Origin of the sequence: Bacillus sp. FSL W8-0848, assembly GCF_038007805.1 — a bacterium.
In the GTDB taxonomy this organism is placed as follows: Bacteria; Bacillota; Bacilli; order Bacillales; family Bacillaceae; genus Bacillus; species Bacillus glycinifermentans.
This window is the reverse complement of sequence record NZ_JBBOYB010000001.1, coordinates 1,922,724-1,944,625: the sequence shown is the minus strand read 5'-3', so window position 1 is coordinate 1,944,625 and position 21,902 is coordinate 1,922,724. Positions and strand designations below refer to the sequence as shown.

Annotated in this window: 22 protein-coding genes, 1 other RNA gene and 3 pseudogenes; 19 read left to right on the top strand and 7 right to left on the bottom strand. The window is 43.3% G+C overall.

The features are described from left to right. Positions 1–28: 28 nt before the first annotated feature. The 6 genes from nrdI (at position 29) to NSQ39_RS10190 (ending at position 5,952) form a co-directional block, all read left to right on the top strand. A complete protein-coding gene (gene nrdI / locus NSQ39_RS10215) occupies positions 29–424 on the top strand; it encodes a class Ib ribonucleoside-diphosphate reductase assembly flavoprotein NrdI (RefSeq protein WP_046132493.1) in 396 nt (131 codons plus the stop codon). Then, entirely contained in the window at positions 381–2,483 is a 2,103-nt protein-coding gene (nrdE, locus tag NSQ39_RS10210) for a class 1b ribonucleoside-diphosphate reductase subunit alpha (RefSeq protein WP_216898656.1), read from the top strand. The genes nrdI and nrdE overlap by 44 nt, the downstream gene beginning before the upstream one ends. 20 nt (positions 2,484–2,503) lie before the next feature. Continuing rightward, positions 2,504–3,478 carry a class 1b ribonucleoside-diphosphate reductase subunit beta gene (gene nrdF, locus NSQ39_RS10205; protein ID WP_046132495.1) on the top strand — a complete coding sequence of 325 codons (975 nt, stop codon included), beginning with the start codon at positions 2,504–2,506 and terminating at the stop codon, positions 3,476–3,478. 119 nt (positions 3,479–3,597) lie between these two features. Next, positions 3,598–4,215 (top strand): hypothetical protein, encoded by a 618-nt coding sequence (locus NSQ39_RS10200; RefSeq protein WP_216898654.1) that lies wholly within the window; start codon positions 3,598–3,600, stop codon positions 4,213–4,215. Between the two features lie 77 nt (positions 4,216–4,292). Then, the gene (locus tag NSQ39_RS10195; protein WP_046132503.1) at positions 4,293–4,958 is read left to right on the top strand and encodes a GntR family transcriptional regulator; all 666 of its coding nucleotides are present in this window, start codon (positions 4,293–4,295) and stop codon (positions 4,956–4,958) included. 4 nt (positions 4,959–4,962) lie between these two features. Then, a complete protein-coding gene (locus NSQ39_RS10190; RefSeq protein ID WP_341014696.1) occupies positions 4,963–5,952 on the top strand; it encodes a DMT family transporter in 990 nt (329 codons plus the stop codon). Between the two features lie 19 nt (positions 5,953–5,971). Here NSQ39_RS10190 and NSQ39_RS10185 read toward each other — a convergent pair whose 3' ends face one another. After that, positions 5,972–6,733, bottom strand: coding sequence for an N-acetylmuramoyl-L-alanine amidase (locus tag NSQ39_RS10185; RefSeq protein WP_175076109.1), 762 nt, complete (start codon positions 6,731–6,733; stop codon positions 5,972–5,974). A gap of 156 nt (positions 6,734–6,889) precedes the next feature. Here NSQ39_RS10185 and ssrS point away from each other — a divergent pair. Then, a non-coding RNA gene (gene ssrS / locus NSQ39_RS10180) (6S RNA) lies at positions 6,890–7,073 on the top strand. Positions 7,074–7,421: 348 nt separating this feature from the next. On the opposite strand, the gene NSQ39_RS10175 is transcribed toward ssrS, so the two are convergent. The 4 genes from NSQ39_RS10175 to NSQ39_RS10160 all read right to left on the bottom strand — a co-directional run bounded on the left by NSQ39_RS10175 (position 7,422) and on the right by NSQ39_RS10160 (position 9,551). Continuing rightward, on the bottom strand, positions 7,422–7,907 hold the full coding sequence (locus NSQ39_RS10175) for a DMT family transporter (protein ID WP_046132760.1): 486 nt from the start codon (positions 7,905–7,907) through the stop codon (positions 7,422–7,424). Between the two features lie 22 nt (positions 7,908–7,929). Further along, on the bottom strand, positions 7,930–8,379 hold the full coding sequence (locus NSQ39_RS10170) for a DMT family transporter (RefSeq protein ID WP_175076108.1): 450 nt from the start codon (positions 8,377–8,379) through the stop codon (positions 7,930–7,932). Positions 8,380–8,566: 187 nt separating this feature from the next. Next, entirely contained in the window at positions 8,567–8,944 is a 378-nt protein-coding gene (locus tag NSQ39_RS10165; protein ID WP_175076107.1) for a UPF0715 family protein, read from the bottom strand. A 169-nt stretch (positions 8,945–9,113) separates the two neighbouring features. After that, a complete protein-coding gene (locus tag NSQ39_RS10160; protein ID WP_175076106.1) occupies positions 9,114–9,551 on the bottom strand; it encodes a hypothetical protein in 438 nt (145 codons plus the stop codon). 373 nt (positions 9,552–9,924) lie between these two features. Between NSQ39_RS10160 and NSQ39_RS10155 the strand changes: the two are divergent. The 12 genes and pseudogenes from NSQ39_RS10155 to glnA all read left to right on the top strand — a co-directional run bounded on the left by NSQ39_RS10155 (position 9,925) and on the right by glnA (position 20,236). Then, positions 9,925–10,348, top strand: a pseudogene (locus NSQ39_RS10155) (DUF2243 domain-containing protein). 94 nt (positions 10,349–10,442) lie between these two features. Continuing rightward, positions 10,443–10,593, top strand: a pseudogene (locus NSQ39_RS23095) (hypothetical protein); the annotation flags it as partial. 470 nt (positions 10,594–11,063) lie between these two features. Further along, positions 11,064–11,299: pseudogene (locus tag NSQ39_RS10145) on the top strand (SunI/YnzG family protein). A 201-nt stretch (positions 11,300–11,500) separates the two neighbouring features. After that, positions 11,501–11,935, top strand: coding sequence for an SMI1/KNR4 family protein (locus NSQ39_RS10140; RefSeq protein ID WP_099047106.1), 435 nt, complete (start codon positions 11,501–11,503; stop codon positions 11,933–11,935). A gap of 283 nt (positions 11,936–12,218) precedes the next feature. Continuing rightward, a complete protein-coding gene (locus tag NSQ39_RS10135; RefSeq protein WP_046132768.1) occupies positions 12,219–12,770 on the top strand; it encodes an SMI1/KNR4 family protein in 552 nt (183 codons plus the stop codon). Positions 12,771–12,995: 225 nt separating this feature from the next. Further along, positions 12,996–13,964: an alpha/beta hydrolase family protein gene (locus NSQ39_RS10130; RefSeq protein WP_175076105.1), complete on the top strand. Its 969-nt coding sequence runs from the start codon at positions 12,996–12,998 to the stop codon at positions 13,962–13,964. Positions 13,965–14,193: 229 nt separating this feature from the next. Beyond that, positions 14,194–14,358 (top strand): T7SS effector LXG polymorphic toxin, encoded by a 165-nt coding sequence (locus NSQ39_RS10125; RefSeq protein WP_373687981.1) that lies wholly within the window; start codon positions 14,194–14,196, stop codon positions 14,356–14,358. 359 nt (positions 14,359–14,717) lie between these two features. Then, on the top strand, positions 14,718–15,683 hold the full coding sequence (spoVK, locus tag NSQ39_RS10120) for a stage V sporulation protein K (RefSeq protein ID WP_216898670.1): 966 nt from the start codon (positions 14,718–14,720) through the stop codon (positions 15,681–15,683). Between the two features lie 103 nt (positions 15,684–15,786). Beyond that, a complete protein-coding gene (hflX, locus tag NSQ39_RS10115) occupies positions 15,787–17,049 on the top strand; it encodes a GTPase HflX (RefSeq protein WP_175077516.1) in 1,263 nt (420 codons plus the stop codon). A gap of 19 nt (positions 17,050–17,068) precedes the next feature. Beyond that, on the top strand, positions 17,069–18,334 hold the full coding sequence (locus NSQ39_RS10110) for a methionine gamma-lyase family protein (RefSeq protein WP_175077517.1): 1,266 nt from the start codon (positions 17,069–17,071) through the stop codon (positions 18,332–18,334). A 103-nt stretch (positions 18,335–18,437) separates the two neighbouring features. Next, complete coding sequence (locus NSQ39_RS10105; RefSeq protein WP_046132771.1) at positions 18,438–18,845, top strand: MerR family transcriptional regulator; 408 nt, start codon at positions 18,438–18,440, stop codon at positions 18,843–18,845. 56 nt (positions 18,846–18,901) lie between these two features. Further along, positions 18,902–20,236, top strand: coding sequence for a type I glutamate--ammonia ligase (gene glnA, locus NSQ39_RS10100; protein ID WP_046132772.1), 1,335 nt, complete (start codon positions 18,902–18,904; stop codon positions 20,234–20,236). Positions 20,237–20,353: 117 nt separating this feature from the next. On the opposite strand, the gene NSQ39_RS10095 is transcribed toward glnA, so the two are convergent. Together NSQ39_RS10095 and NSQ39_RS10090 are read right to left on the bottom strand one after the other, a co-directional pair. Continuing rightward, positions 20,354–20,557, bottom strand: coding sequence for a tyrosine-type recombinase/integrase (locus NSQ39_RS10095; RefSeq protein ID WP_236809892.1), 204 nt, complete (start codon positions 20,555–20,557; stop codon positions 20,354–20,356). A 638-nt stretch (positions 20,558–21,195) separates the two neighbouring features. Then, entirely contained in the window at positions 21,196–21,681 is a 486-nt protein-coding gene (locus tag NSQ39_RS10090) for a stress response protein YvgO (RefSeq protein ID WP_175077519.1), read from the bottom strand. Positions 21,682–21,902: the final 221 nt, after the last annotated feature.

The following is a 21,902-nucleotide window of genomic DNA, read 5'->3' as shown; positions in this document are numbered from 1 at the left end:
GGAACAATTTTAATAGGTCGTGATAATGATGATTCAAATCGTATTTGATTCAAAGACGGGGAATGTTCAGCGCTTTGTAGATAAAACGCCGTTTCGGAATAAACGGAAAGTCAGCGCAGACGAGTATTTAGACGAGCCGTTTATTTTGATCACGTACACGACAGGGTTTGGAGAAGTTCCGAAAACAACTGAGATGTTTCTTGAAAAAAACGCCCATCTCTTACTCGGGGTTGCGGCGAGCGGAAACAGAAATTGGGGAGATAATTTTGCGAGGAGCGCAGAAAAAATATCGAGACAGTATCAAGTTCCGATTCTCCACAAATTTGAACTCAGCGGGACGGCCAAAGACGTTGAACTGTTTACTCAGGAGGTAGAAAGAGTTGTCAGAAAATCAAGTGCCAAAATGGATCCAGTTAAACAATGAGATCATGATTCAAAAAGACGGGAAATTCCAATTTGATAAAGATAAAGAAGCGGTACATAGCTATTTTGTTGATTATATCAACCAAAATACGGTGTTTTTCCATGATCTGAAAGAAAAAATCGACTACTTAATCAAAAATGATTATTATGAAGAAGAATTTTTAAGCCAGTACACATTTGAAGAAATCAAAGAAGTGTTCAAAGAGGCATACGCAAAAAAATTCAGATTCCCGTCATTTATGAGCGCTTTTAAGTTTTACAACGATTATGCGCTGAAAACGAACGATAAGAAAAAAATTCTGGAGCGCTATGAAGACCGGATTTCCATTGTCGCCTTATTCTTCGCAAACGGCGATAAGGAGAAAGCGAAAGAGTTCGTCAGAATGATGATCAATCAGGAATATCAGCCGAGCACGCCGACGTTCTTAAATGCCGGCCGCAAACGCCGCGGCGAGCTTGTCAGCTGTTTCCTCCTTGAAGTCAACGATTCGTTAAACGACATTTCCAGAGCCGTGGATATTTCGATGCAGCTTTCCAAGCTTGGCGGAGGCGTGTCCCTCAACCTTTCAAAATTGCGTGCGAAAGGCGAAGCCATCAAAGACGTCGAAAATGCGACAAAAGGGGTTGTCGGCGTGATGAAGCTGCTCGACAACGCGTTCCGCTATGCAGATCAAATGGGACAGAGACAAGGTTCAGGAGCGGCATACTTAAACATTTTCCACCGCGATATCAACGATTTCCTTGATACGAAGAAAATTTCGGCAGACGAGGATGTCAGGGTGAAAACATTATCCATCGGCGTCGTCATTCCCGATAAATTCATCGAGCTGGCGAGAGAGGATAAAGCAGCTTACGTCTTCTATCCGCACACCGTCTATAAAGCGTACGGCGAGCATTTGGACGAAATGGACATGAACGAGATGTACGACCGTTTAGTGGAAGACCCGAGGGTCAAAAAGGAAAAAATAAACCCGCGCAAAATGCTGGAAAAGCTGGCGATTTTAAGATCGGAATCCGGGTATCCGTACATCATGTTCCAGGATAACGTCAACAAAGTTCACGCGAATAACCATCTGTCAAAGGTTAAATTCTCCAACCTTTGTTCGGAAGTGCTTCAGGCTTCCCAAGTTTCGTCTTACACCGATTACGGCCAAGAAGACGAAATTGGTCTGGATATCTCCTGCAACCTGGGATCGTTAAACATCCTGAATGTCATGAAAAACAAATCGCTTGAACAAACGGTCAAGCTTGCGACCGATTCATTGACGCACGTCTCAGAAACGACGAATATCACGAATGCTCCGGCTGTCCGCAAAGCGAACAAAGCGATGAAATCCATCGGCCTCGGTGCGATGAACCTTCACGGATATTTGGCGCAGAACGGCATCGCCTATGAGAGCGAAGAAGCGAGAGATTTTGCGAACACCTTCTTTATGATGATGAACTTCTACTCTATTGAACGTTCGGCAGAGATCGCCAAGCAAAAAGGGGAGACGTTCCATCAATATGAAGGTTCCGCATACGCGACGGGAGAATACTTCGAGAAGTATATCACGCAGGACTTCACGCCTAGATTCGAGAAAATTGCCAAGCTGTTTGAAGGCATGCACATCCCGACGAAAGAAGACTGGAAACGGCTGAAGGAATTTGTTGCAGAGCACGGCTTGTACCACAGCTACAGACTGTGCATCGCGCCGACCGGCTCCATTTCATACGTGCAGTCAAGCACAGCGTCCGTGATGCCGATTATGGAGCGGATTGAAGAAAGGACGTACGGCAATTCGAAAACATACTATCCAATGCCTGGACTTGCGCCGAACAACTGGTTCTACTACAAAGAAGCGTACGATATGGATATGTTTAAGGTTGTGGACATGATTGCGACGATCCAGCAACACGTGGACCAAGGCATAAGCTTTACATTGTTCCTGAAAGATACCATGACGACACGCGATCTGAACCGGATCGATCTTTATGCCCATCACAAAGGCATCAAAACACTTTACTATGCAAGAACGAAGGATACAGGGCAAGAAAGCTGCCTTTCTTGTGTCGTTTGATTAAAGGAGAGTATGAGAAAGTGACGAAAATATATGACGCAGCAAACTGGTCGAAGCATGAAGACGATTTTACCCAGATGTTTTACAACCAAAATGTAAAACAGTTCTGGCTTCCGGAGGAAATCGCCCTAAACGGCGATCTCCTCACATGGAAGTACTTGGGCCAAAACGAGCAGGATACATACATGAAAGTGCTCGCGGGGCTGACGCTTCTGGATACGGAGCAGGGAAACACGGGAATGCCGCTTGTCGCAGAGCATGTCGAAGGACACCAGCGCAAAGCGGTGCTGAACTTCATGGCCATGATGGAAAACGCGGTTCACGCCAAATCCTATTCGAACATTTTCATGACCCTTGCACCGACGGAGACAATCAATGAAGTCTTTGAATGGGTCAAACAAAATAAATACTTGCAGAAAAAAGCGCAGATCATCGTCGGGCTGTACGAAAAAATCAGACAAGGCGACAAAATATCGCTGTTTAAAGCGATGGTTGCCTCCGTCTATCTGGAAAGCTTCCTGTTTTACAGCGGCTTTTACTACCCGCTTTATTTTTACGGACAAGGCAAGCTTATGCAAAGCGGCGAAATCATCAACCTGATCTTGCGCGATGAAGCGATCCACGGCGTCTATGTCGGTTTGCTCGCCCAGGAAATTTACAATCAGCAGACGCCTGAAAAGCAAAAAGAATTATATGAGTTTTCGATCGACCTATTAAACGAGCTTTATGAAAACGAGCTTGAGTATACCGAAGATTTGTACGATCAAGTCGGCCTTTCGCACGACGTGAAAAAATTCATCCGCTACAATGCAAACAAAGCGCTGATGAACCTCGGTTTTGATGCTTATTTTGAAGAGGAAGAGATCAACCCGATCGTATTGAACGGATTAAATACGAAAACAAAATCACACGACTTCTTCTCAATGAAAGGAAACGGGTACAAAAAAGCAACCGTTGAACCTTTGAAGGACGACGATTTTTATTTTGACGAATAGTAAACTTAGTCTGGGCTGCAAGCGCCTAAGACGCCGGCTCCCCGCAGGAAGGGCCGGCACGTAAATGAAGAGCAGAACTTGTTCTGCTCTTTTATCTTGATTGGAGGAACACGGTTACGATGGGAAAAATGGATGAAATGATTCTCGTGGCACCGCGGGAAGACGTATTTGCAAATGAAACGCTGACATTCCAAGGCGTGAATAGCGACAAGGAATCAATCCGGCAAATCATGGCGCATATCGAACGGAACTTCAGCGAAATGAGAAGGGGAGACGCGGAAGAAAACCCTTCTTATAAACAGCCGATTCCGTATGTCGTTATCAAAAGGGAAGATGAAATTTTCGTATATGATCGGCTTGAAGGAGGCGGCGAAGCCCGGCTTCACAACAGGCTTTCGCTCGGTTTCGGCGGCCATATGAACGCTGCGGAAGGCCTCGGCTTTGCGGATGTTTTAAAATTAAACACAGACAGGGTGCTTGATGAAGAACTGTTGATCGATGAATCCGATAAAGGGAACGTGATAACGCTCGGACTGATTAATGATGATGAAAACAGCGTCGGCAAAGTCCATATCGGCATTCTCTCCGCACTTGAGCTGAAACCCGGCGCCCGCGTTGAAGTAAAAGAAAAAGACCAGATTGCAGGACGGTGGATGAAAGCCGCCGATCTGAAAGAAAAAAGCGTGTACGATCGGCTTGAAACATGGTCACAGTTTGTCGTCGACATTTTAGTATAAATGAGAAAGAGGTTCGGCCTTATGAGCCGAATCTTTTTTTGTTTGATCATAAAACCAAAATGCGATATATTGGTTTTATGATGAAGCATAACATTAAACCGCTTAAACGAATGTCGTTTCGTGAAGAAGTATACCAAACGCTAAAGCGTGCAATCGTCCAACTTGAGCTGAAGCCGGGGGAACGCCTTCATGATCAAGAGCTTGCAGCGCAATTCGGAATCAGCCGCACGCCTGTCAGAGAAGCGCTTAAACGGCTTGAAGACGAAGGGCTTGTGGAAGCCGTTCCGGGATCGGCGACAAGAGTCGCGCCGCTAAAAGCCGAGGAAGCAAGGCATGCCTTTACCGTGACGGCCGCTCTGCACGCTTTGGCTGTCAAGCTTTCGGTCCCTTCCTTAACAGAGGCCGCTCTGCAGGAATTGGAGGATTGCAACAAAAGTCTGCAGCATGCGATCGAAAAAGAGGACATCGTTGCAGCCATTGAAGCAGACGACTCTTTTCACCGGGTGTTTTTACATGCGTCGGAAAACCCTGAAATTACCCGTGCACTCGAAAAAATCGTCTCAAAAATTTACCGGCTTGAAATGTCACAGTTTTCTTCAGTCAGCAGTATGAAATCGATAGAACAGCACAAGCGGATTATCGAGGCTTGCAGGCGGAAAGACACCGATGCAGCCGTCAGGCTTGCAGAAGAAAACTGGCTGAGCCTTGGAGAAAGACTGGCCGGACATCCGGAGGGAGAGTAGGAATTTGAAACCGATCGTGCTCGGCATTTTTGCCGCTTTCTTTTTTGCCTTTACGTTTGTTCTCAACAGGGCGATGGAAATGGAAGGAGGGAGCTGGGTATGGAGCGCTTCCCTCCGTTTCATCATGATGGCGCCGCTTCTTTTTGTCATTGTTTGGGCAAGGGGAAATATCAGTGGCGTTTTTCGAGAAATCAAAAAAGCGCCGTTCGTCTGGCTTATATGGAGCACTGTCGGATTTGGCTTATTTTATGCGCCGCTGTGCGTTGCCGCAGCTTACGGTCCGGGCTGGCTGATCGCCGGAACATGGCAGATCACGATCATTTCGGGGTCCTTGATGGCGCCGCTTTTTTACGAAATCGTACAGACGCAGTCAGGGCCTGTAAAGATCAGAGGAAAAATCCCCTATAAGGGGCTGTCGATGTCGCTTATTATTTTGGCCGGAGTTGCGCTCATGCAGCTGGAACATGCTGCACAGCTTTCGCTTCAAGAAATGCTTTTTTGCGTCGTTCCCGTCCTTTTGGCTTCCTTTGCATATCCGCTGGGAAACCGAAAAATGATGGAGGTTTGCGCCGGCCGTTTGGATGCCTATCAGCGTGTATTGGGCATGACGCTCGCAAGCCTTCCGTTTTGGCTCGTCCTTCTAATGTACGGCTTGGCAGCAGACGGACCGCCGGAGAGAGGTCAGGTCATTCAATCGGGCCTTGTGGCCGTTTTTTCCGGAATATGCGCGACCGTCCTTTTCTTCGCTGCAACCGATATGGTGAAGGGGGATATGAGAAAATTAGCGACTGTTGAAGCGACGCAGTCATTCGAAGTCGTCTTTGCCGCCGCAGGAGAAGTCTGGATTCTCTCAAGCCCGCTGCCGGGAGCCGTTTCAAGTGCAGGCATCGCTCTTGTCATTGTCGGAATGGTGCTGAACAGCTATGTTTCAAACAAAAAGAAGCGATCAAAAACGAAGCCGCAAACGCATGAAAAAGCCTGCCGTTTCCTGTGAAGGAAGGCAGGCTTTTTCTTTATTCCTGATAAAAAAAGGCCTCAAATCCGGCACTTTTCGCTTTCTGAACAAGCGCTTCAGCGTTTTCCTTTGACGAAAAAGCGCCGATTTGAACTTTATAAAGGCTTTCCCTGTAAATCACGATGGCGTCAAACCCATTCGCTTCTGCTTGAGAGGCTAGGGTATCCGCATTTGCTTTTTCCTTAAAGGCCCCAATTTGGACTTTATAAAGAGCTTCAGCCTTTTTGGTAAGGTTAAACGCTCTTGCCAGTCCATTCGCATGCCCTCTGACAATCGATTGAATAAAAGCTGATGATTTTAACTTATCGGCGTCATCGGCATTGTCGACAAACCCGTTTTCCGTCAACAATGCCGGCATCACCGTTTCTCTTAAAACGTGGAAATCGGCCGTCTTTTTTCCGCGATCCCTGAAATCGACGGCTTTTATTATCTCTTCATGAATCCTATCCCTGTAAGTGGTCGTAGGTGCGCCGACGCCCGGATAAATATACGATTCAAAACCAGTGCCCCCGCCGGCATTAATATGGATCGACAGATAAAAATCCGCGCCCCAATTGTTTGCGGCGTTCGTCCGCTGCGTCAGGCTGACAGTCTGGTCGCTTGTCCTGCTTAACTGAACAGAAACATTTTGATATTCATCAAGCAAAAGGTTTCTTAACGCAAGGGCGATTTGCAATGTTATATTTTTCTCGATCAAGCCATTTCCGCTCGCGCCTGCATCAGAACCGCCGTGTCCCGGGTCGATGAAAATTTTAACCATATGACATCACCTCATCCATAGTGTATGAAAAACTTGTACAGAAGGGTTGTACAGCCGTCATATATTAACTGAATTTTGGTAATATTCAGCTTATTTGCATCTTTTTCCTTCTCGAAGACAACGGTTGATTTTGATGTGCAAATATCATATAATACAAATACGCTGCATTGTACGTAATGATAATTAAGTTTTAACCTTTAAGCTGTAATAGGGAGTTTTATATCGAACCTGGAATGCCAAGCCTTCTTTGAAAGGACGGCAGGAAAGTTTCTGCAGACACCCACTTTGAGGAGTGTGGTTTAAAACTTTCTTACTTGCATACGGCAATTGCAGCACCCTAAGTCATTTTGAATAAAATGGCTTTTTTATTTGTCTTCAAACAATTTATTATAAAAATGTTATGTCAACTAAAATAGCGTCCGTCTAAATGACGGGGAGAAAAAGGGCAGATCCTTTTATTTTTTCAGCAAATTTTTTGGCCCTGAGACGAATTTGCGGTTTTAACCCAAATCGGCGGGCAGAGCGCGGAAGACCCTGTCTGAACAGTCGCCTGTCAGTATCCCTGTCTTTTCCTTTTATAAAAACCTTCTTGGCGCTGCTTCATCCATTTTCTTCGAAAAATCTTTTCACATCTACGGTTTTATTTAGTCTCCACTCCTTTTTAATTTTCCGGCTATACAAATTGGCATCAAAAATGCTGAATGATCATAATTCCCGCGATCATGAGTACAATTCCAAGAATGCGCTGTACATTCAAGCGGTGTTTAGCGATCCCGAACCATCCAAAATGATCGATGATAAGGGCGATGATCATTTGGCCGCTTAAAGCCAAAACAACAGTAAGGGATGCTCCGACAATCGGCAGAAGCAAAATATTGGACGTGATGAAGATGACCCCAAGTATTCCGCCTGTCCAAAGCCACCAAGGGTTGCCTGTGATAAAGTTTTTTGCTGTTTCTAAATGGTTTGAATGAAATAACCGGCGATGTTCGATGAGTGATGTAAGAAAAAGAAGAACGATCAATCCCACCAAAAAAGAAACAAGGGAGGCGATAAATGGCGAATGGAGTGCAATCCTCAGCTCTGAATTGATGGATGTTTGAATCGGCGATGCCATTCCGGCGAAGAGGCCAAGCAGCATGTAAAGAAATATGTATATGGATTTGTTTTTCATTGATGATGAACTCCCTTGTTATTTAATATTTTTTGATGATGAAAACCCCGAATATAATGAATAAAATGCCGATCATTCTAGGGAGGTTTAATTCATGAACGGGAACATGAAACCATCCGAAGTGATCGATGGCGATCGCCATTATCATCTGCCCGAGAAGGGTGACGACAACTGTCAGCGCTGATCCAAGGCGCGGAAGCAATAGAATATTTGATGTTAAATAAAATACACCTAAGCACCCGCCTCCGATGACTATCCACCATGGAAGGGAAGGGAGAAGCCCAAAAATAGATAAAAAACGGTGCTCTGTCAGCAAGGCAGCAATGAGCAGGATCAACGTCCCGACAAAAAAAGAAATAGCTGCTGCCCCGTAAGGAGACCCGATTTTCATGCCCAGTCGTGAATTAATGGAGGTTTGAACAGGAATGGCCATTCCAGACAAAATACCGGCCAGCATTAAAATCATCATCATTTTGTAAAACTCCTTTTTAGACGGTTATTGGAACGATTATTCGGGATAATGTTTCTTGCAGCATAAATACAAACGGCTGAAATCTTGCCGCCGGGCGGGGACACCTTATATTTTGGCGAAAAGGAACTGTTGATGCAAGTGCTGATTTATTAAAAGAAACGAACATTTGCGGCTTTGTGAGAACACTTTATTTAATGCTTTTTTTCTGTGCACATATCGAATCCCAGAACCAATATACAATCCCGGAAACCGTGCCATACCAATAAATTTCTGGTCTGGTATATAAAGGTGGATGGAATGGCTCACTCATTAAATAAAAAATCAAAAAGTTTGATGCTAATGACATGAGCAAATAGACAAGAAAATAAACCGGCGAGAATTTTTTTGGTTTTTTATTCAGAACGTACTGTAAAGGTATCGCAAATATCAAAAGAGGGACGAAAAAATAAACGGCAAATGCAATAATCAAAAATATCATTGAAAAAAGCCCGACACTATAATACTGAATAAAACCCAAGGTTAGACTTGAGAAAAAAATCGTCTTAGCTAAGTATGTTTTCTTCATGAACATCCTTTCCTTTTGGAGGATTTGCACTGAGAAAGATTATTTATTTTGATATAATTGAGATGGAAGAACATAAAGAGCAGGGTTGTCCCGAAAAAACGACAATAAAGAATAAGTGTTAAATGAGGACTCTGGTTGAGTCCTCTTTGTTTTTTCCGGATGTTTCGTATCACCAGTCCGGCTCCTCATGTTCAAAGCCGTAAAAACCTTTAATTTTTACATCTTTACAGCCATCAGACACCTTAGTGATGTCCAGGTAATGATTCCTGAACGGCGTTCCCGCCACTTTGTCCGCGGCGCTAAAATCAAAATGATTTCCAGTAAACTCTTTCTCGCTTAAGGTATAATAATCATTCCCTAATGTAATCCTTTGCAGCTTAATGTTGAGAGTACAACCTTCGGCATTAAATATTGTAAACCTGTAATAAAGCCAAGTTGGATAATAATTTGGATTAGTATCATCGGACATAAAAAAACCCGCATTATCCTCAGTCATTGCAAAACTTATTTTTCTTTGATCCTTTGTAATCTTTGCCATTGAATCCTGCACATTGAAATTCAAAACCAATAATAATGTTAACAACGTACAAGCCAATAATTTTTTCATGATCATCCCTCCCCATTTTCCCACATTATAAACAGATTTCAATAAAAAGGAAATACAGGATATAGAGATGATGAGGAAGCTTTGGATCATATCCGGTCGCCCCAATGGAATCGGCAAATAAAGCAGGGTGAAAGAGAGGTGCTTTCAATCAACGAGGCTGAAACAAAACGCATGCGGACTTCCCGGATTTCATAAATAAAAGCTGATCTAAAAGGGAGTTTGCCAGTGCTGTATTTCTTCTATTATATAAAGCTTAGCTTTTTACGGTATGGAAAAAAGAGGATAATCCAATTTAGGAGAGAATGTAAACATAACCGGTTTTTCTTTTTGACCGGCGGGTACATAGAAGATAAGTACGTGAAGGAGGGTAAACATGAAAAACAGAAAACAGTTTTGGGGGCCTTTCCTGTTCGGCGTCGGCATCATCGCCATGATCGACGGCATCATTTTTCATCAACTGCTTCAATGGCACAGCGTGTACCCGCCCTCACCAAATCATGAGCGACGGACTGTTCCACCTGTTTTCTTTGATCATCCTCTTCATCGGGGGGATTATGCTGTGGAACAGGGGAGAGCTGAACGGCCGCCGTCCGCAGCATATATTTTGGGGCGCGTTTCTGCTGGGGGCGGGCTGGTTTAATTTTGTGGAGGGCATCGTCAACCATCACCTTCTCCAGATTCACCACGTCAACCCGGCAAGCCCGAACCGTCTCTTCTTTGACTTGGCCTATGATGCCTCAGGGCTATTGATTATTGCAATCGGATGGCTGATCTACCGAAAAGGCAAAAAAATGTGAGGGGAAAATGGGTTTGTCCCCACGCCTTGCCTGAAGACAATAAGAAATAAAATATTTCTCGGGAAAGCGCAGATTTCAACAAAGCCGGATGTGAACGTGTCAAAATCCATCAGATTGTGTAAGTAAAAGCCTGGGCGGCTGTTACTAACAAAACAAATCCTGTTTACAGATGAAGCTATTCCCTTGCAAGAGGGGGAGAGAAGGATTTTGGCAAGGAAGCGATCGACACATTAGTAAAGAACATGGTTTTAGTTTCTATGTCACGTTTGAAGTAGATATTCCCAAGCCGAAACGCAGCCATAAATACGCATGGAAAGAGTATGAAGGCAGCTTTGACGAAATCAAAAAGATGCATTTTAAAGACTTGATGACTGTTGGACAATAAACATCTCAGATTGGATCATAAGCTAAAAAAGTGGACAAGCTTAACTACCCTGAATTGTGTCGGAGACGAAGAGCGCGTGATTTTGATAAGCTGTATGATATGACAAGATATATATGAAAATACGGCTACTTAACCCTTCAAAACGAAAGGGTTTTTTTATAAATTTCGATAAAATCCTCATTTTATTTAAACCTAAAAACAGCTTGAATACATCTTAAATATAAAGTATCATTGTGAATTTAATTTTTCTTTAATATTTTTGCATTTCAGTCAAAAACTTCTTGTGGTATGTTAAAATTTTACTGAATCCATAGTCAAAAGGGGAATGTGATGATGTTAGGAATTAAAGTTGAAAAATCAAATGAAAACTTAATTATCAGTTGGCAGTTATCCAAAATTGAAATTTCAATAAACGAAATAAATGATGTGTTTTTTACCCGAACTATGGGGGAGAGGAGAAAAGCGCAGTAAGGATTGGGTTTCCTTTTGGATCTACGGATAGAGTAGTGATAAAAACAGCAAATAACACTTATATTTTGTTACCACTAATGCTACTTCAATTATGAATAAGATCGTGTCTTAATAAAAAGCTGGCGCCCATTTAAAATTTCGCTATTAAATGTCTGTGTGGAAAAACTTAATGAGATCCTTTGCGAAGGAGGAGCTTTATGGAAGAAGGAAAGTTAGTTCACATGACTCTAAATGGTATTAAGAAAGCAGTTTCTAAATATGGTACATTCCCTATGTTCCATCATGGGGGGTATGTCATGGAAGATGCTACTTTTCATTTCGAAGATCCGGCAAGTCCTCAAGAAATTAGCGATTTAGAAAAGAAGTTAGGTGTTACTTTCCCTAATGATTATAAAGAGTTTTTGTTACAACACAATGGGATGGAAATGTTTGACGGCGTTGAAATACTTAGCTTAGAAGGAATCATTGAATATAATGAAGTTCAAGATTTCCCAGAGGGATACGTTTTAATTGGATATCATTATGATGGAAGATATGTTATAGACACAAACAAATCAAGAAACGGATTAGGCTATATGTTATATCTAGATTCAATTGATGATATTGAAGATGCTGTCGACTTAGATTCTAATTTTGAAATATGGTTTGATATGTTAGTGTCTTCTAACGGGACGAAATATTGGGAAGTGAGTCCGAATATTCAAGAGTATTATAAACTGGTTTCAGAATAAAAAGCCCGTTCTTTATCCATAGGCTAAGGATAGTCCACACTAAACAAGTAATGGGAGTCTGCAGACGCACAAATGAAAGTTGTTTCAAAAAATAAGAGGGAAGACAGAGATCCTAAGAAAAAATTCGAAAAGTTGTATAAATACGGAGAACCAAAATGGAACTGGGATAATTACGAAGTTCATCATGTTATTCCTCTATAATATGGGGGAGTAATGATATGATCAACTTGTTTCTGTAACACCTTGGTGGAGCGGCTATTAACCAACAATTGAGGTGATGCACTTGACTACTTTTATAGACAAAACTGTGAATGGGTTGAAGAGTCTTTTAGATCACAGGGGAACAATTAAACTATTTGGTTCGGAAGGGGATATTACCGAATCTCAAGTTACCTTTCCTATCTACGGAGCATCAGCCGATGAAATTCAAAGTTTTGAATCGAAATACAGCATATCCTTCCCTGAAGATTACAGAAAATTTTTAGAACAACATAATGGCGCCAGAATTTTTGACATTATTTCTGATGGCGAGAACATAGGTGGTGGGCTGCACTTATTCAGCCTTGAAGAAATTGAAGAAGAACTGGGATATGTGGAATTGTTTGAAGGCGTAAACGGCATTCCAATAGGGCACCTCTTGGAAGAATGTCATCTAATGATTGACAAGGATAGACTTGATCGGAGTGATCCCAACTATCTCTATTTATTTGAGGATGGTTTAGAATACACTCCGTTAAACTTAAATTTTGAGATATTTCTAGATCGCTATATTATATGTCAAGGAGAAGCATTTTGGGAATTGAACTATCGGACAGCGGAGAATTACTATAGATAAGATGTGAAGACAGTCAGTAAAGGCTGTTTTTCGCTTTTATATTGATTCATTTTCATGGATGGACAGGATTTACCCCAATCCATTTCCGTGAAATGTTAAAATAACAACTGATTATGGAGGTTTGATCAATGGAGCTCTATGATGTTTTTAATGAACATACAAGGTTTTTCATGTGAAACAGACTAATTTCAATATAAAGAAACACCGCTGCCAGGAGGACATAAAGTGTTTTTTTCAAAAACCATAGATCGTTTAGCCTTATATGATTTACACAGAAAAAGAAGCAAGGATAAACATTTTTCTGCTTTTTCATTGGATGCAATGGCTGAAAATGAATTCTACAAATCAAGTATAGCTGACGTCTCAATTATTCTGAAAGAATCCAGAAAAAAATATATGGTTGGAACTTTCAGCTATGAATCCTTAATTCCTTCCGGGGATCTTGTCAATGATACTTTAACAGGAGAGGTCTTTTTAAATGAAAATGATATAGATAAACCCAATGTTATCTTTGTACACGGCTGGCGAATGAATTCATACGATCGAATCAAAAAAATCTTTCATCATCGCATAATGAAAGATGTAGGATGGAACATGTACTACTATTCTCTTCCCTATCATTTAGAAAGAGAGCCGGAAAATTCACTTTATAGTGGGGAATTGATGATCAGTGCGGATATTGATCGTACAGTTGAATCAACGAGACAAGCCATTGTCGATTTACGAGCATTAATCCACTGGATAAAAGCAAATAAAAAAGGCCCTGTCATCATAGTGGGTGTAAGTTTAGGGGGATGGATTACCAATCTAATGGCTACCCTTGAACCTCAAATAGATGCAGTGGTCTCGATATTTTATGCCAATCGCCTTTCTTATTCGATATGGAATACGATTCCGGGTAAATTCATAAGAGAAGAACTGGAACAACATGGTGTGACTTACGAAGATTTAATAAAATATTGGGAAATCACAGATCCTAGCCAAGCCGTGCCGAAAGTCAACAAAGATAACATTCTCTTGATTTCTGCTAAACATGATCAGTATATTCACTTGGAAGATGCTGATTATTTGTGGGAAAGGTGGGGGAAACCCGAAAGATATCTGTACAATTGCGGCCATGCCGGGATTGTTCTTTGTCGCAAAAAACTAGCCTCAGATACACTTTCTTTCATCCGAAAAAAATTAAAAAGGTGAGATAAGAGAGTTGAAAACACTTCTGAAAAATTTTCGGAATCATTATCAAAAACCGATGCTGAAAAAGTCCAAAATCGGAATGTGCTTGAATCCACCGGAAAACGTTTTGCTGCAATTGAAAATGTGCCGGGAACTGTTGAGGTGAGCATCTGAACAAAAAGGGATTCAATTAAACGCAGAGTTTGAAATAAGCTGCAAACCGTAAATCTGAAAATAAAAGCTTTATCTGATGCGATGGATAAAAATCTTCATTTCGATTCTTGATGATGCTGACGCTATACGCGCCCTTTATGAGGAATCCCACACTCCGTTCCTCCAGTTTTACGAAGCATTTATCGATGATTATCAGTCAGCACTAAAAAAATCAATTCGTTGTTCGATCGGCCTAGTTTAACCCTTGTTTCAGCTCGCGTTCAAGGAATGACCGTAAAAGATTGTTTCGAAGGGAATCGGTGTATTATTTTGATTTTCCAGCTTTTATTGGGCCTTGCATATGGATGCATCAGACTTTTGATGATTGTGATCTGATAGCCGATCTATCGCAGATGCAAATAAAAAGGATGAAAAAAATTGGTTTGTCCCCACGCCTTGCCTGAATACAATAAGAAATAAAGTATTTCTCGGGAAAGCGCAGATTTCAACAAAGCAGGCCCTATACGTGTCAAAATCCACCGGATTGTGTAAACACCTGGGCGGCTGTCACGGTGCAGCGCTTCATGAATAGGATATAAAGAGAGAATGGGTGAGGTGAGTGTGTTGGAGAGGGCTGTTACTTACAAAAACAACGGACAGATCAATATCATACTGAACGGTCAGAAGCAGGTTTTGGCCAATTCAGAGGCAGAAGCCGAATATCAGGCCGCACTGCAGAAAAACGAAACGAAACACAGCATCTTGAAAGAGATTGAAAAGGAAATGAACACGCTTGTCGGCATGGAAGAAATGAAGCGCAATATAAAGGAAATCTACGCCTGGATCTTTGTTAACAAAAAACGGGAAGAACAAGGGCTCAAAGCCGGGAAACAAGCGCTCCACATGATGTTTAAAGGAAATCCCGGAACGGGGAAAACGACCGTTGCCAGGCTCATCGGCAGGCTTTTTCACGAAATGAACGTGCTCTCCAAAGGCCATTTAATCGAAGCGGAGCGGGCCGATCTCGTCGGGGAATACATCGGGCACACGGCGCAGAAGACGAGGGATTTAATCAAAAAAGCCATGGGCGGCATCCTGTTTATCGATGAAGCGTACTCCCTTGCAAGAGGCGGAGAGAAGGATTTTGGCAAGGAAGCGATCGACACATTAGTAAAACATATGGAGGATAAACGCAATGAATTTATATTAATCCTTGCCGGCTATTCGAGGGAAATGGATCATTTTCTCTCTTTGAACCCGGGCCTTCAGTCAAGATTTCCGATCAGCATCGACTTTCCCGATTATTCGGTATCCCAGCTGATGGATATCGCCAAACGCATGATGGCTGAAAGGGAATATCAGTTCAGCCCTGAAGCGGAATGGAAGCTGAAGGACCATTTGATGGCGGTCAAAAGCACGGTCAGTCCGGCGAAATTCAGCAACGGCCGCTATGTCCGCAACTTAATCGAAAAATCGATCCGTTCCCAGGCGATGCGGCTTTTGATGGGAGACTGCTATTTGAAGAACGAATTGATGACCATTAAAAGCCAGGATCTGGATGTGAAAGAAGACGCGGCGCACGCATGACCCGCGCTTCTTTTTTTATTTTCAAGGAGTTCTGGCAACCTCTCCCTACGTTTGTTATGATAGTACTGTTTATTGACTATGTTTTAGAAAGGAACATGATCATTTGAATGGACAGGATGTCATAAAAGAAAAGGCCATATTAGTCGGATGCCAGCTTCCGCACGTCTCTGACGAGCGCTTCGCCTATTCGATGGAAGAGCTCGCCGCGTTGACGAAAACGGCTGACGGGACGGTCGTCTCCACCGTTACGCAAAAGCGGAACCGAGCGGACGCTGCTACATATATCGGAAAAGGAAAAGTAGATGAACTGGAGGCGCTCTGTGAAGAACTGTCGCCAGACGTTGTGATTTTTAATGATGAATTGTCGCCGAGCCAGCTCAAAGCGCTTGCCACGAGTCTCGACGTGAAAATCATCGACCGGACGCAATTAATTCTCGACATTTTTGCGAAACGGGCCAGAACGAGGGAAGGGAAGCTGCAAATCGAGCTGGCCCAGCTTCAGTATGCGCTCCCGCGGTTAAGCGGACAGGGGATCAGCCTGTCAAGGCAGGGGGGCGGTATCGGCACGAGAGGCCCGGGGGAAACAAAGCTTGAAACCGATCGGCGCCACATCAGAAACCGTATTCACGAAATCGATGTTCAGCTCTCAACCGTTATCCGCCATAGAAGCAGATACAGAGAGAGAAGAAAGAAAAACGGCGTCTTGCAGATCGCCCTCGTCGGCTATACAAATGCGGGAAAATCGACGTGGTTCAACCTTTTGACGGACGCTGACAGCTACGAAGAAAACCTGCTGTTTGCGACGCTTGATCCGATGACGAGAAAAATGACGCTGCCGAGCGGCTACAGTGTGCTGTTATCGGATACGGTCGGATTTATTCAGGATCTGCCGACAACGTTAATCGCTGCATTCCGGTCAACATTGGAAGAAGTGAAAGAAGCCGATTTGATTCTTCATATGATCGATTCTTCACACGAAGATTATGAAGGACACGAAGCTACGGTCAAGCGTCTTCTCAAAGAGCTTGAAGCAGATGATATCCCTGTGCTCACGATCTACAACAAAAGGGATCAAAAACGGCCGGACTTCATCCCATCATCCGGAAAGGGCCATATCATGCTAAGCGCCAAGATCAGAGGGGACTTGCCGCTGTTTAAACAGGCGGTAGAGTCCTATATCAAAAAAGAGCTGCTCATTCCGTATACGGTGCACATTCCCGCCTCAGAAGGCAGGCTCCTATCAAAGGTGAAATCGGAAACATTGGTGCAAAACACCGCCTTTCAGGAAGAACGGGAAGTATACGATGTGGAAGGCTTTATCCTTCCCGAACAGAACATATTGGGAGAGCTTAAGAAGTTTATGTAAGAAAGGACACTTGCAAAACATGTTTGAGACATTAAAACACGGAGATTTATTGAAAAAAACAGCAATCGAAACCGAAAAAGACATCGCGGCCGTCCACAAAAAAATCGACGAAACAAGCGAACGGAACGAATGGAGGGTGCTGGAAAGCTACCGAAAGCATAGAGTGTCAGACACCCATTTTACGCCTTCGACAGGCTACGGCTATGACGATATCGGCCGCGATACGCTTGAAGCCGTCTACGCCGATGTATTCGGCGGTGAAGCGGGGCTTGTAAGGCCGCAGATCATCTCGGGGACCCATGCGATATCGATCGCTTTATTCGGCGTTCTCCGCCCTGGAGACGAACTCCTTTATATCACAGGAAAACCGTACGATACGCTCGAGGAAATCGTCGGCGTGAGAGGCGAAGAACATTCGGGTTCGCTGAAGGATTTCAACATCGGCTACAGCCACATCGAATTGACAGAGCAGGGAACCGTCGATTTTAACCGGGTTGCATCTGCGATTACGCCCCGGACAAAGGCAGTCGGGATACAGCGTTCAAAGGGCTATGCCAACCGGCCTTCTTTTACGATTGACGAGATTGAAGAAATGATTCGGTTTGTAAAAGGCATAAATGAAGACATCATCGTCTTTGTCGACAACTGCTACGGCGAGTTTGTCGAAGACCGAGAGCCTTGCCACGTCGGAGCCGATCTGATGGCCGGCTCGCTTATTAAAAATCCCGGAGGCGGACTGGCCAAAACGGGAGGGTATATCGTCGGAAAAGAACAATGGGTGAAAGCGTGCTCATACAGAATGACATCCCCGGGAATCGGCAGGGAAGCCGGAGCATCGCTTTATTCGCTGCAAGAGATGTACCAGGGCTTCTTCCTTGCGCCGCACGTTGTCTCCCAGGCGTTAAAAGGAGCAGTGTTTACCGCCCGCTTCCTTGAAAAGCTCGGCTTTCGTTCAAACCCTTCATGGGATGCGAAACGCACCGACTTGATCCAGTCCGTCGAATTTTCCGGATCTGAACAAATGATCGCCTTCTGTCAGGCGATTCAGTACGCTTCACCCGTCAATGCCCATGTGACGCCATATCCGAGCTATATGCCCGGATATGAAGACGACGTCATTATGGCTGCCGGCACGTTTATACAAGGGGCAAGCATTGAATTATCAGCTGATGGCCCTATACGGCCGCCATATATCGCCTACGTGCAAGGCGGCTTAACCTATGCCCACGTCAAAAATGCGATTTGCAGCGCCGTCGATGCCTTAATGGAAAAGCAATTAATCTGAAAAAAATGAGCAACAAAATTGATGTAAAGAATCCTAACATCGTGTTGACACATTTTATAACATCACATATAATGAATTTATATAAGAAAAGGAGGAAATTGAGATGAGTGATAAAATTCGCCGCTCAATGCCCTTATTTCCCATTGGAATCGTGATGCAGCTCACCGAATTATCGGCAAGACAAATTCGGTATTATGAGGAAAATGGACTGGTATCTCCCGCGAGAAGCGAAGGGAACAGACGCCTATTTTCATTTCAGGATGTAGATAAGCTGCTCGAGATTAAAGATTTGATCGATCAAGGTGTAAACATGGCGGGAATCAAGAAAATTTTCGCCAAAACGGAAAACGAACAAAAACATGAGAAACAAGACAAACCGAAAAAAGCCGAAAAGCACGATTTGTCAGATGAAGAATTGAGACAGCTGCTGAAAAACGAACTCATTCAAGCAGGCCGTTTCCAAAGAGGGACGACATTCCGCCAGGGAGACATGTCCAGGTTTTTTCATTAATTCGTTAGCAACTGCATTGCTATATACATTTACCTTTTAGAGGAGGAGTTTTACGAATGGCAAAGTATACAAGAGACGACATTGTTAAACTAGTAAACGAGGAGAACGTCAAATATATTCGCCTTCAGTTTACCGACATTCTTGGAACGATCAAAAACGTTGAAATTCCTGTGAGCCAGCTGGAAAAAGCACTTGATAATAAAGTCATGTTCGACGGCTCTTCAATCGAAGGATTCGTACGCATCGAAGAATCAGATATGTACTTATACCCTGACCTGGACACTTTTGTCATTTTCCCTTGGACAGCCGAAAAAGGTAAAGTAGCCCGCTTCATTTGCGACATCTACAATCCGGACGGCACACCGTTCGAAGGTGATCCGCGCAACAACCTGAAACGCATTTTGAAAGAAATGGAAGACATGGGCTTCTCAGATTTCAACCTTGGACCAGAACCGGAATTCTTCCTGTTCAAGCTTGACGAAAAAGGCGAGCCTACGCTCGAACTGAACGACAAAGGCGGATACTTTGACCTTGCTCCGACTGACCTCGGCGAAAACTGCCGCCGCGACATCGTCCTTGAGCTCGAAGAAATGGGCTTTGAAATCGAAGCGTCCCACCATGAAGTCGCTCCTGGGCAGCACGAAATCGACTTCAAATACGCCGGCGCCGTTCGCGCTTGTGACGACATCCAAACATTCAAGCTTGTCGTCAAAACGATCGCTCGCAAACACGGCCTGCATGCGACATTTATGCCAAAACCATTATTCGGCGTTAACGGATCAGGCATGCACTGCAATCTATCACTCTTCCGAAACGGCGTCAACGCCTTCTTTGACAAAGACGCTGACCTTCAGCTGAGTGAGACTGCAAGACAATTTATCGCCGGCATCGTGAAGCACGCAACAAGCTTTACAGCCGTAACAAACCCGACGGTCAACTCATACAAACGCCTTGTTCCAGGCTATGAAGCACCTTGCTATGTAGCATGGAGCGCCCAAAACAGAAGCCCGTTAATCCGCATCCCGGCTTCCCGCGGCATCAGCACCCGCGTAGAAGTAAGAAGCGTAGACCCTTCTGCAAACCCGTACCTTGCCTTGAGCGTACTGCTTGCAGCAGGCCTTGACGGCATCAAAAACAAACTGGAAGCACCGGCTCCGATCGACCGCAACATCTATGTCATGAGCAAAGAAGAGCGCCTCGAAAACGGAATCGTCGACCTTCCGGCAACTCTTGCAGACGCTCTGGAAGAATTCAAATCAAACGAAGTCATGGTCAAAGCCCTCGGCGACCATCTATTCGAACACTTCGTCGAAGCAAAAGAAATCGAATGGGATATGTTTAGAACTCAAGTCCATCCTTGGGAGCGCGAGCAGTATATGTCTCAGTATTAAGAAGAAAAACATTGATTTAATGGGGTTTTAGAAAAATAATTTGGTGGTCAAATGGAATGGGGAGACCTTGGTTAATAGGTTTGACCACTTTTTGACCACCAAAATTCATAAAAAAATTTAACTCATGATCGAGTTTATATAACTTTCATAACTGTCCACTGATGTGTTTTCAAGTTTCTCTGATATATGAGAATAAACATCAGATGTGATGGTTATATTTTTATGTCCAAGTCTTTCCTGAATAAACTTCATGCTTGCACCTGATTCTAATAAAAGAACAGCATGTGTATGTCTTAAACCGTGAATAGGTATTCTTTCCAAACCCGCCTTACTAAAATTCTATTCAAGGCATTGAATAGGGTTGATTTAGGCAAAGGCTCTCCCTTTTCTCTACAGAAAACCAAGTCAAGATCACGTTCGTAAATCTCATTAAAAATTATTTTATTATCATTAATCCATTTCATATGCGATGACAATTCTTTAGCAAAACTTTCGGTTATTTTGATTATTCGTTCTGAATGATAGGTTTTTGTATTTCCGAACAATTCCTCATCAGGTTCTCTTTGAAAATCAAGTGTCTTATTAATGTTTATTGTTCTATTTTTAAGATCAATGTCTTTTCTTTGTAGTGCTGCAGCTTCACCTCATAGACGGATTAAATGAGAACAAGGTTATGCAGGAACAGGGAAATTTCAAATGGTTGGCACTTGTGACAGGCAGGGCATTCCTAACCATGAAAAAGCCGACAGCCTATCGGTCGGGGTGGCATCGCCTCATCTTCAACTGCCGTTCTTCCGTATACGGACATGAACGCCTGGTGTTTCTATTGATTGGTTAGGGGAGCAAATTCAGAATGTTTTGCGGCTTGTTCATGACTGGTGGATTTTATTTGCACTGATCGGTCGTAAAAAGTCAAAAAAGGTGTGCAGTAGAAAGGGATGCACACCTTTTTTGACAACTTAAGGTTTATAAAATGTAACATGTTTATCATTTCTGTCAAACCAGCCTCTGAAAGCCCAGTTATCCCAACCACCGTCTCCTTTGTTGGTAAATTCTCCGCTTTCAAACACCCAGATGCCATACACCACTCCGTTAAGAACGGCGGATCCATAGAATTTGACTCCATTGAAGTGATCTTCGTAATCTTGGCTTAAATTAAATACCATGACATTATAGCGCTGTCCCGCAGAGTAAAAGGTAGATTCCATCATGTTTTTGACAAAACCCTTTCGATTTGCGTTCTGCACAACAGCATCTCGAATTGAATTTGCAATTCCGAGGACATCGAGATTCACGTTGAAATTAACACCAGGGGAAACGGCGCTAGTATTAAGCTGTTTGTGAATTATTGTTTCTTTAACTGCAGGTGCTGATGACACAGTGCTGTCAGCATTTTTTTCTTTAGCGTGAGCGAAAACTGGAAGGCAAGAAGAAGCAATCATCATTGCGGTAACAGGTGCAATTATCTTATTTTTCAATTCATTTCCTCCTCTAGATTTTTTGAAAGAGTGTTTGATCAATGGGCCAAACAACAGACAGCTTAGTTATCGTTTTCTGCTTCATCCCCCCTTTCCTTGAGCAAAGTATACAAAGTTTTCAATTTAAAATAATGATGCAAAACGAGTATTTTCTGATGAGATAGAAATCATCAAAATGAAATGTAGAG

Bases quoted from the DNA above. Each gene is read 5' to 3' on its own strand.
- NSQ39_RS10090 (WP_175077519.1), bottom strand. From the start codon at position 21,681: ATGATGATTGCTTCTTCTTGCCTTCCAGTTTTCGCTCACGCTAAAGAA.
- NSQ39_RS10105 (WP_046132771.1), top strand. From the start codon at position 18,438: ATGAGTGATAAAATTCGCCGCTCAATGCCCTTATTTCCCATTGGAATC.
- NSQ39_RS10170 (WP_175076108.1), bottom strand. From the start codon at position 8,379: ATGATGATGATTTTAATGCTGGCCGGTATTTTGTCTGGAATGGCCATT.
- glnA (WP_046132772.1), top strand. From the start codon at position 18,902: ATGGCAAAGTATACAAGAGACGACATTGTTAAACTAGTAAACGAGGAG.
- NSQ39_RS10185 (WP_175076109.1), bottom strand. From the start codon at position 6,733: ATGGTTAAAATTTTCATCGACCCGGGACACGGCGGTTCTGATGCAGGC.
- NSQ39_RS10200 (WP_216898654.1), top strand. From the start codon at position 3,598: ATGGGAAAAATGGATGAAATGATTCTCGTGGCACCGCGGGAAGACGTA.
- NSQ39_RS10140 (WP_099047106.1), top strand. From the start codon at position 11,501: ATGGAAGATGCTACTTTTCATTTCGAAGATCCGGCAAGTCCTCAAGAA.
- NSQ39_RS10160 (WP_175076106.1), bottom strand. From the start codon at position 9,551: ATGAAAAAATTATTGGCTTGTACGTTGTTAACATTATTATTGGTTTTG.
- NSQ39_RS10125 (WP_373687981.1), top strand. From the start codon at position 14,194: ATGCGATGGATAAAAATCTTCATTTCGATTCTTGATGATGCTGACGCT.
- NSQ39_RS10175 (WP_046132760.1), bottom strand. From the start codon at position 7,907: ATGAAAAACAAATCCATATACATATTTCTTTACATGCTGCTTGGCCTC.
- nrdI (WP_046132493.1), top strand. From the start codon at position 29: ATGATTCAAATCGTATTTGATTCAAAGACGGGGAATGTTCAGCGCTTT.
- NSQ39_RS10165 (WP_175076107.1), bottom strand. From the start codon at position 8,944: ATGAAGAAAACATACTTAGCTAAGACGATTTTTTTCTCAAGTCTAACC.
- NSQ39_RS10110 (WP_175077517.1), top strand. From the start codon at position 17,069: ATGTTTGAGACATTAAAACACGGAGATTTATTGAAAAAAACAGCAATC.
- NSQ39_RS10195 (WP_046132503.1), top strand. From the start codon at position 4,293: ATGATGAAGCATAACATTAAACCGCTTAAACGAATGTCGTTTCGTGAA.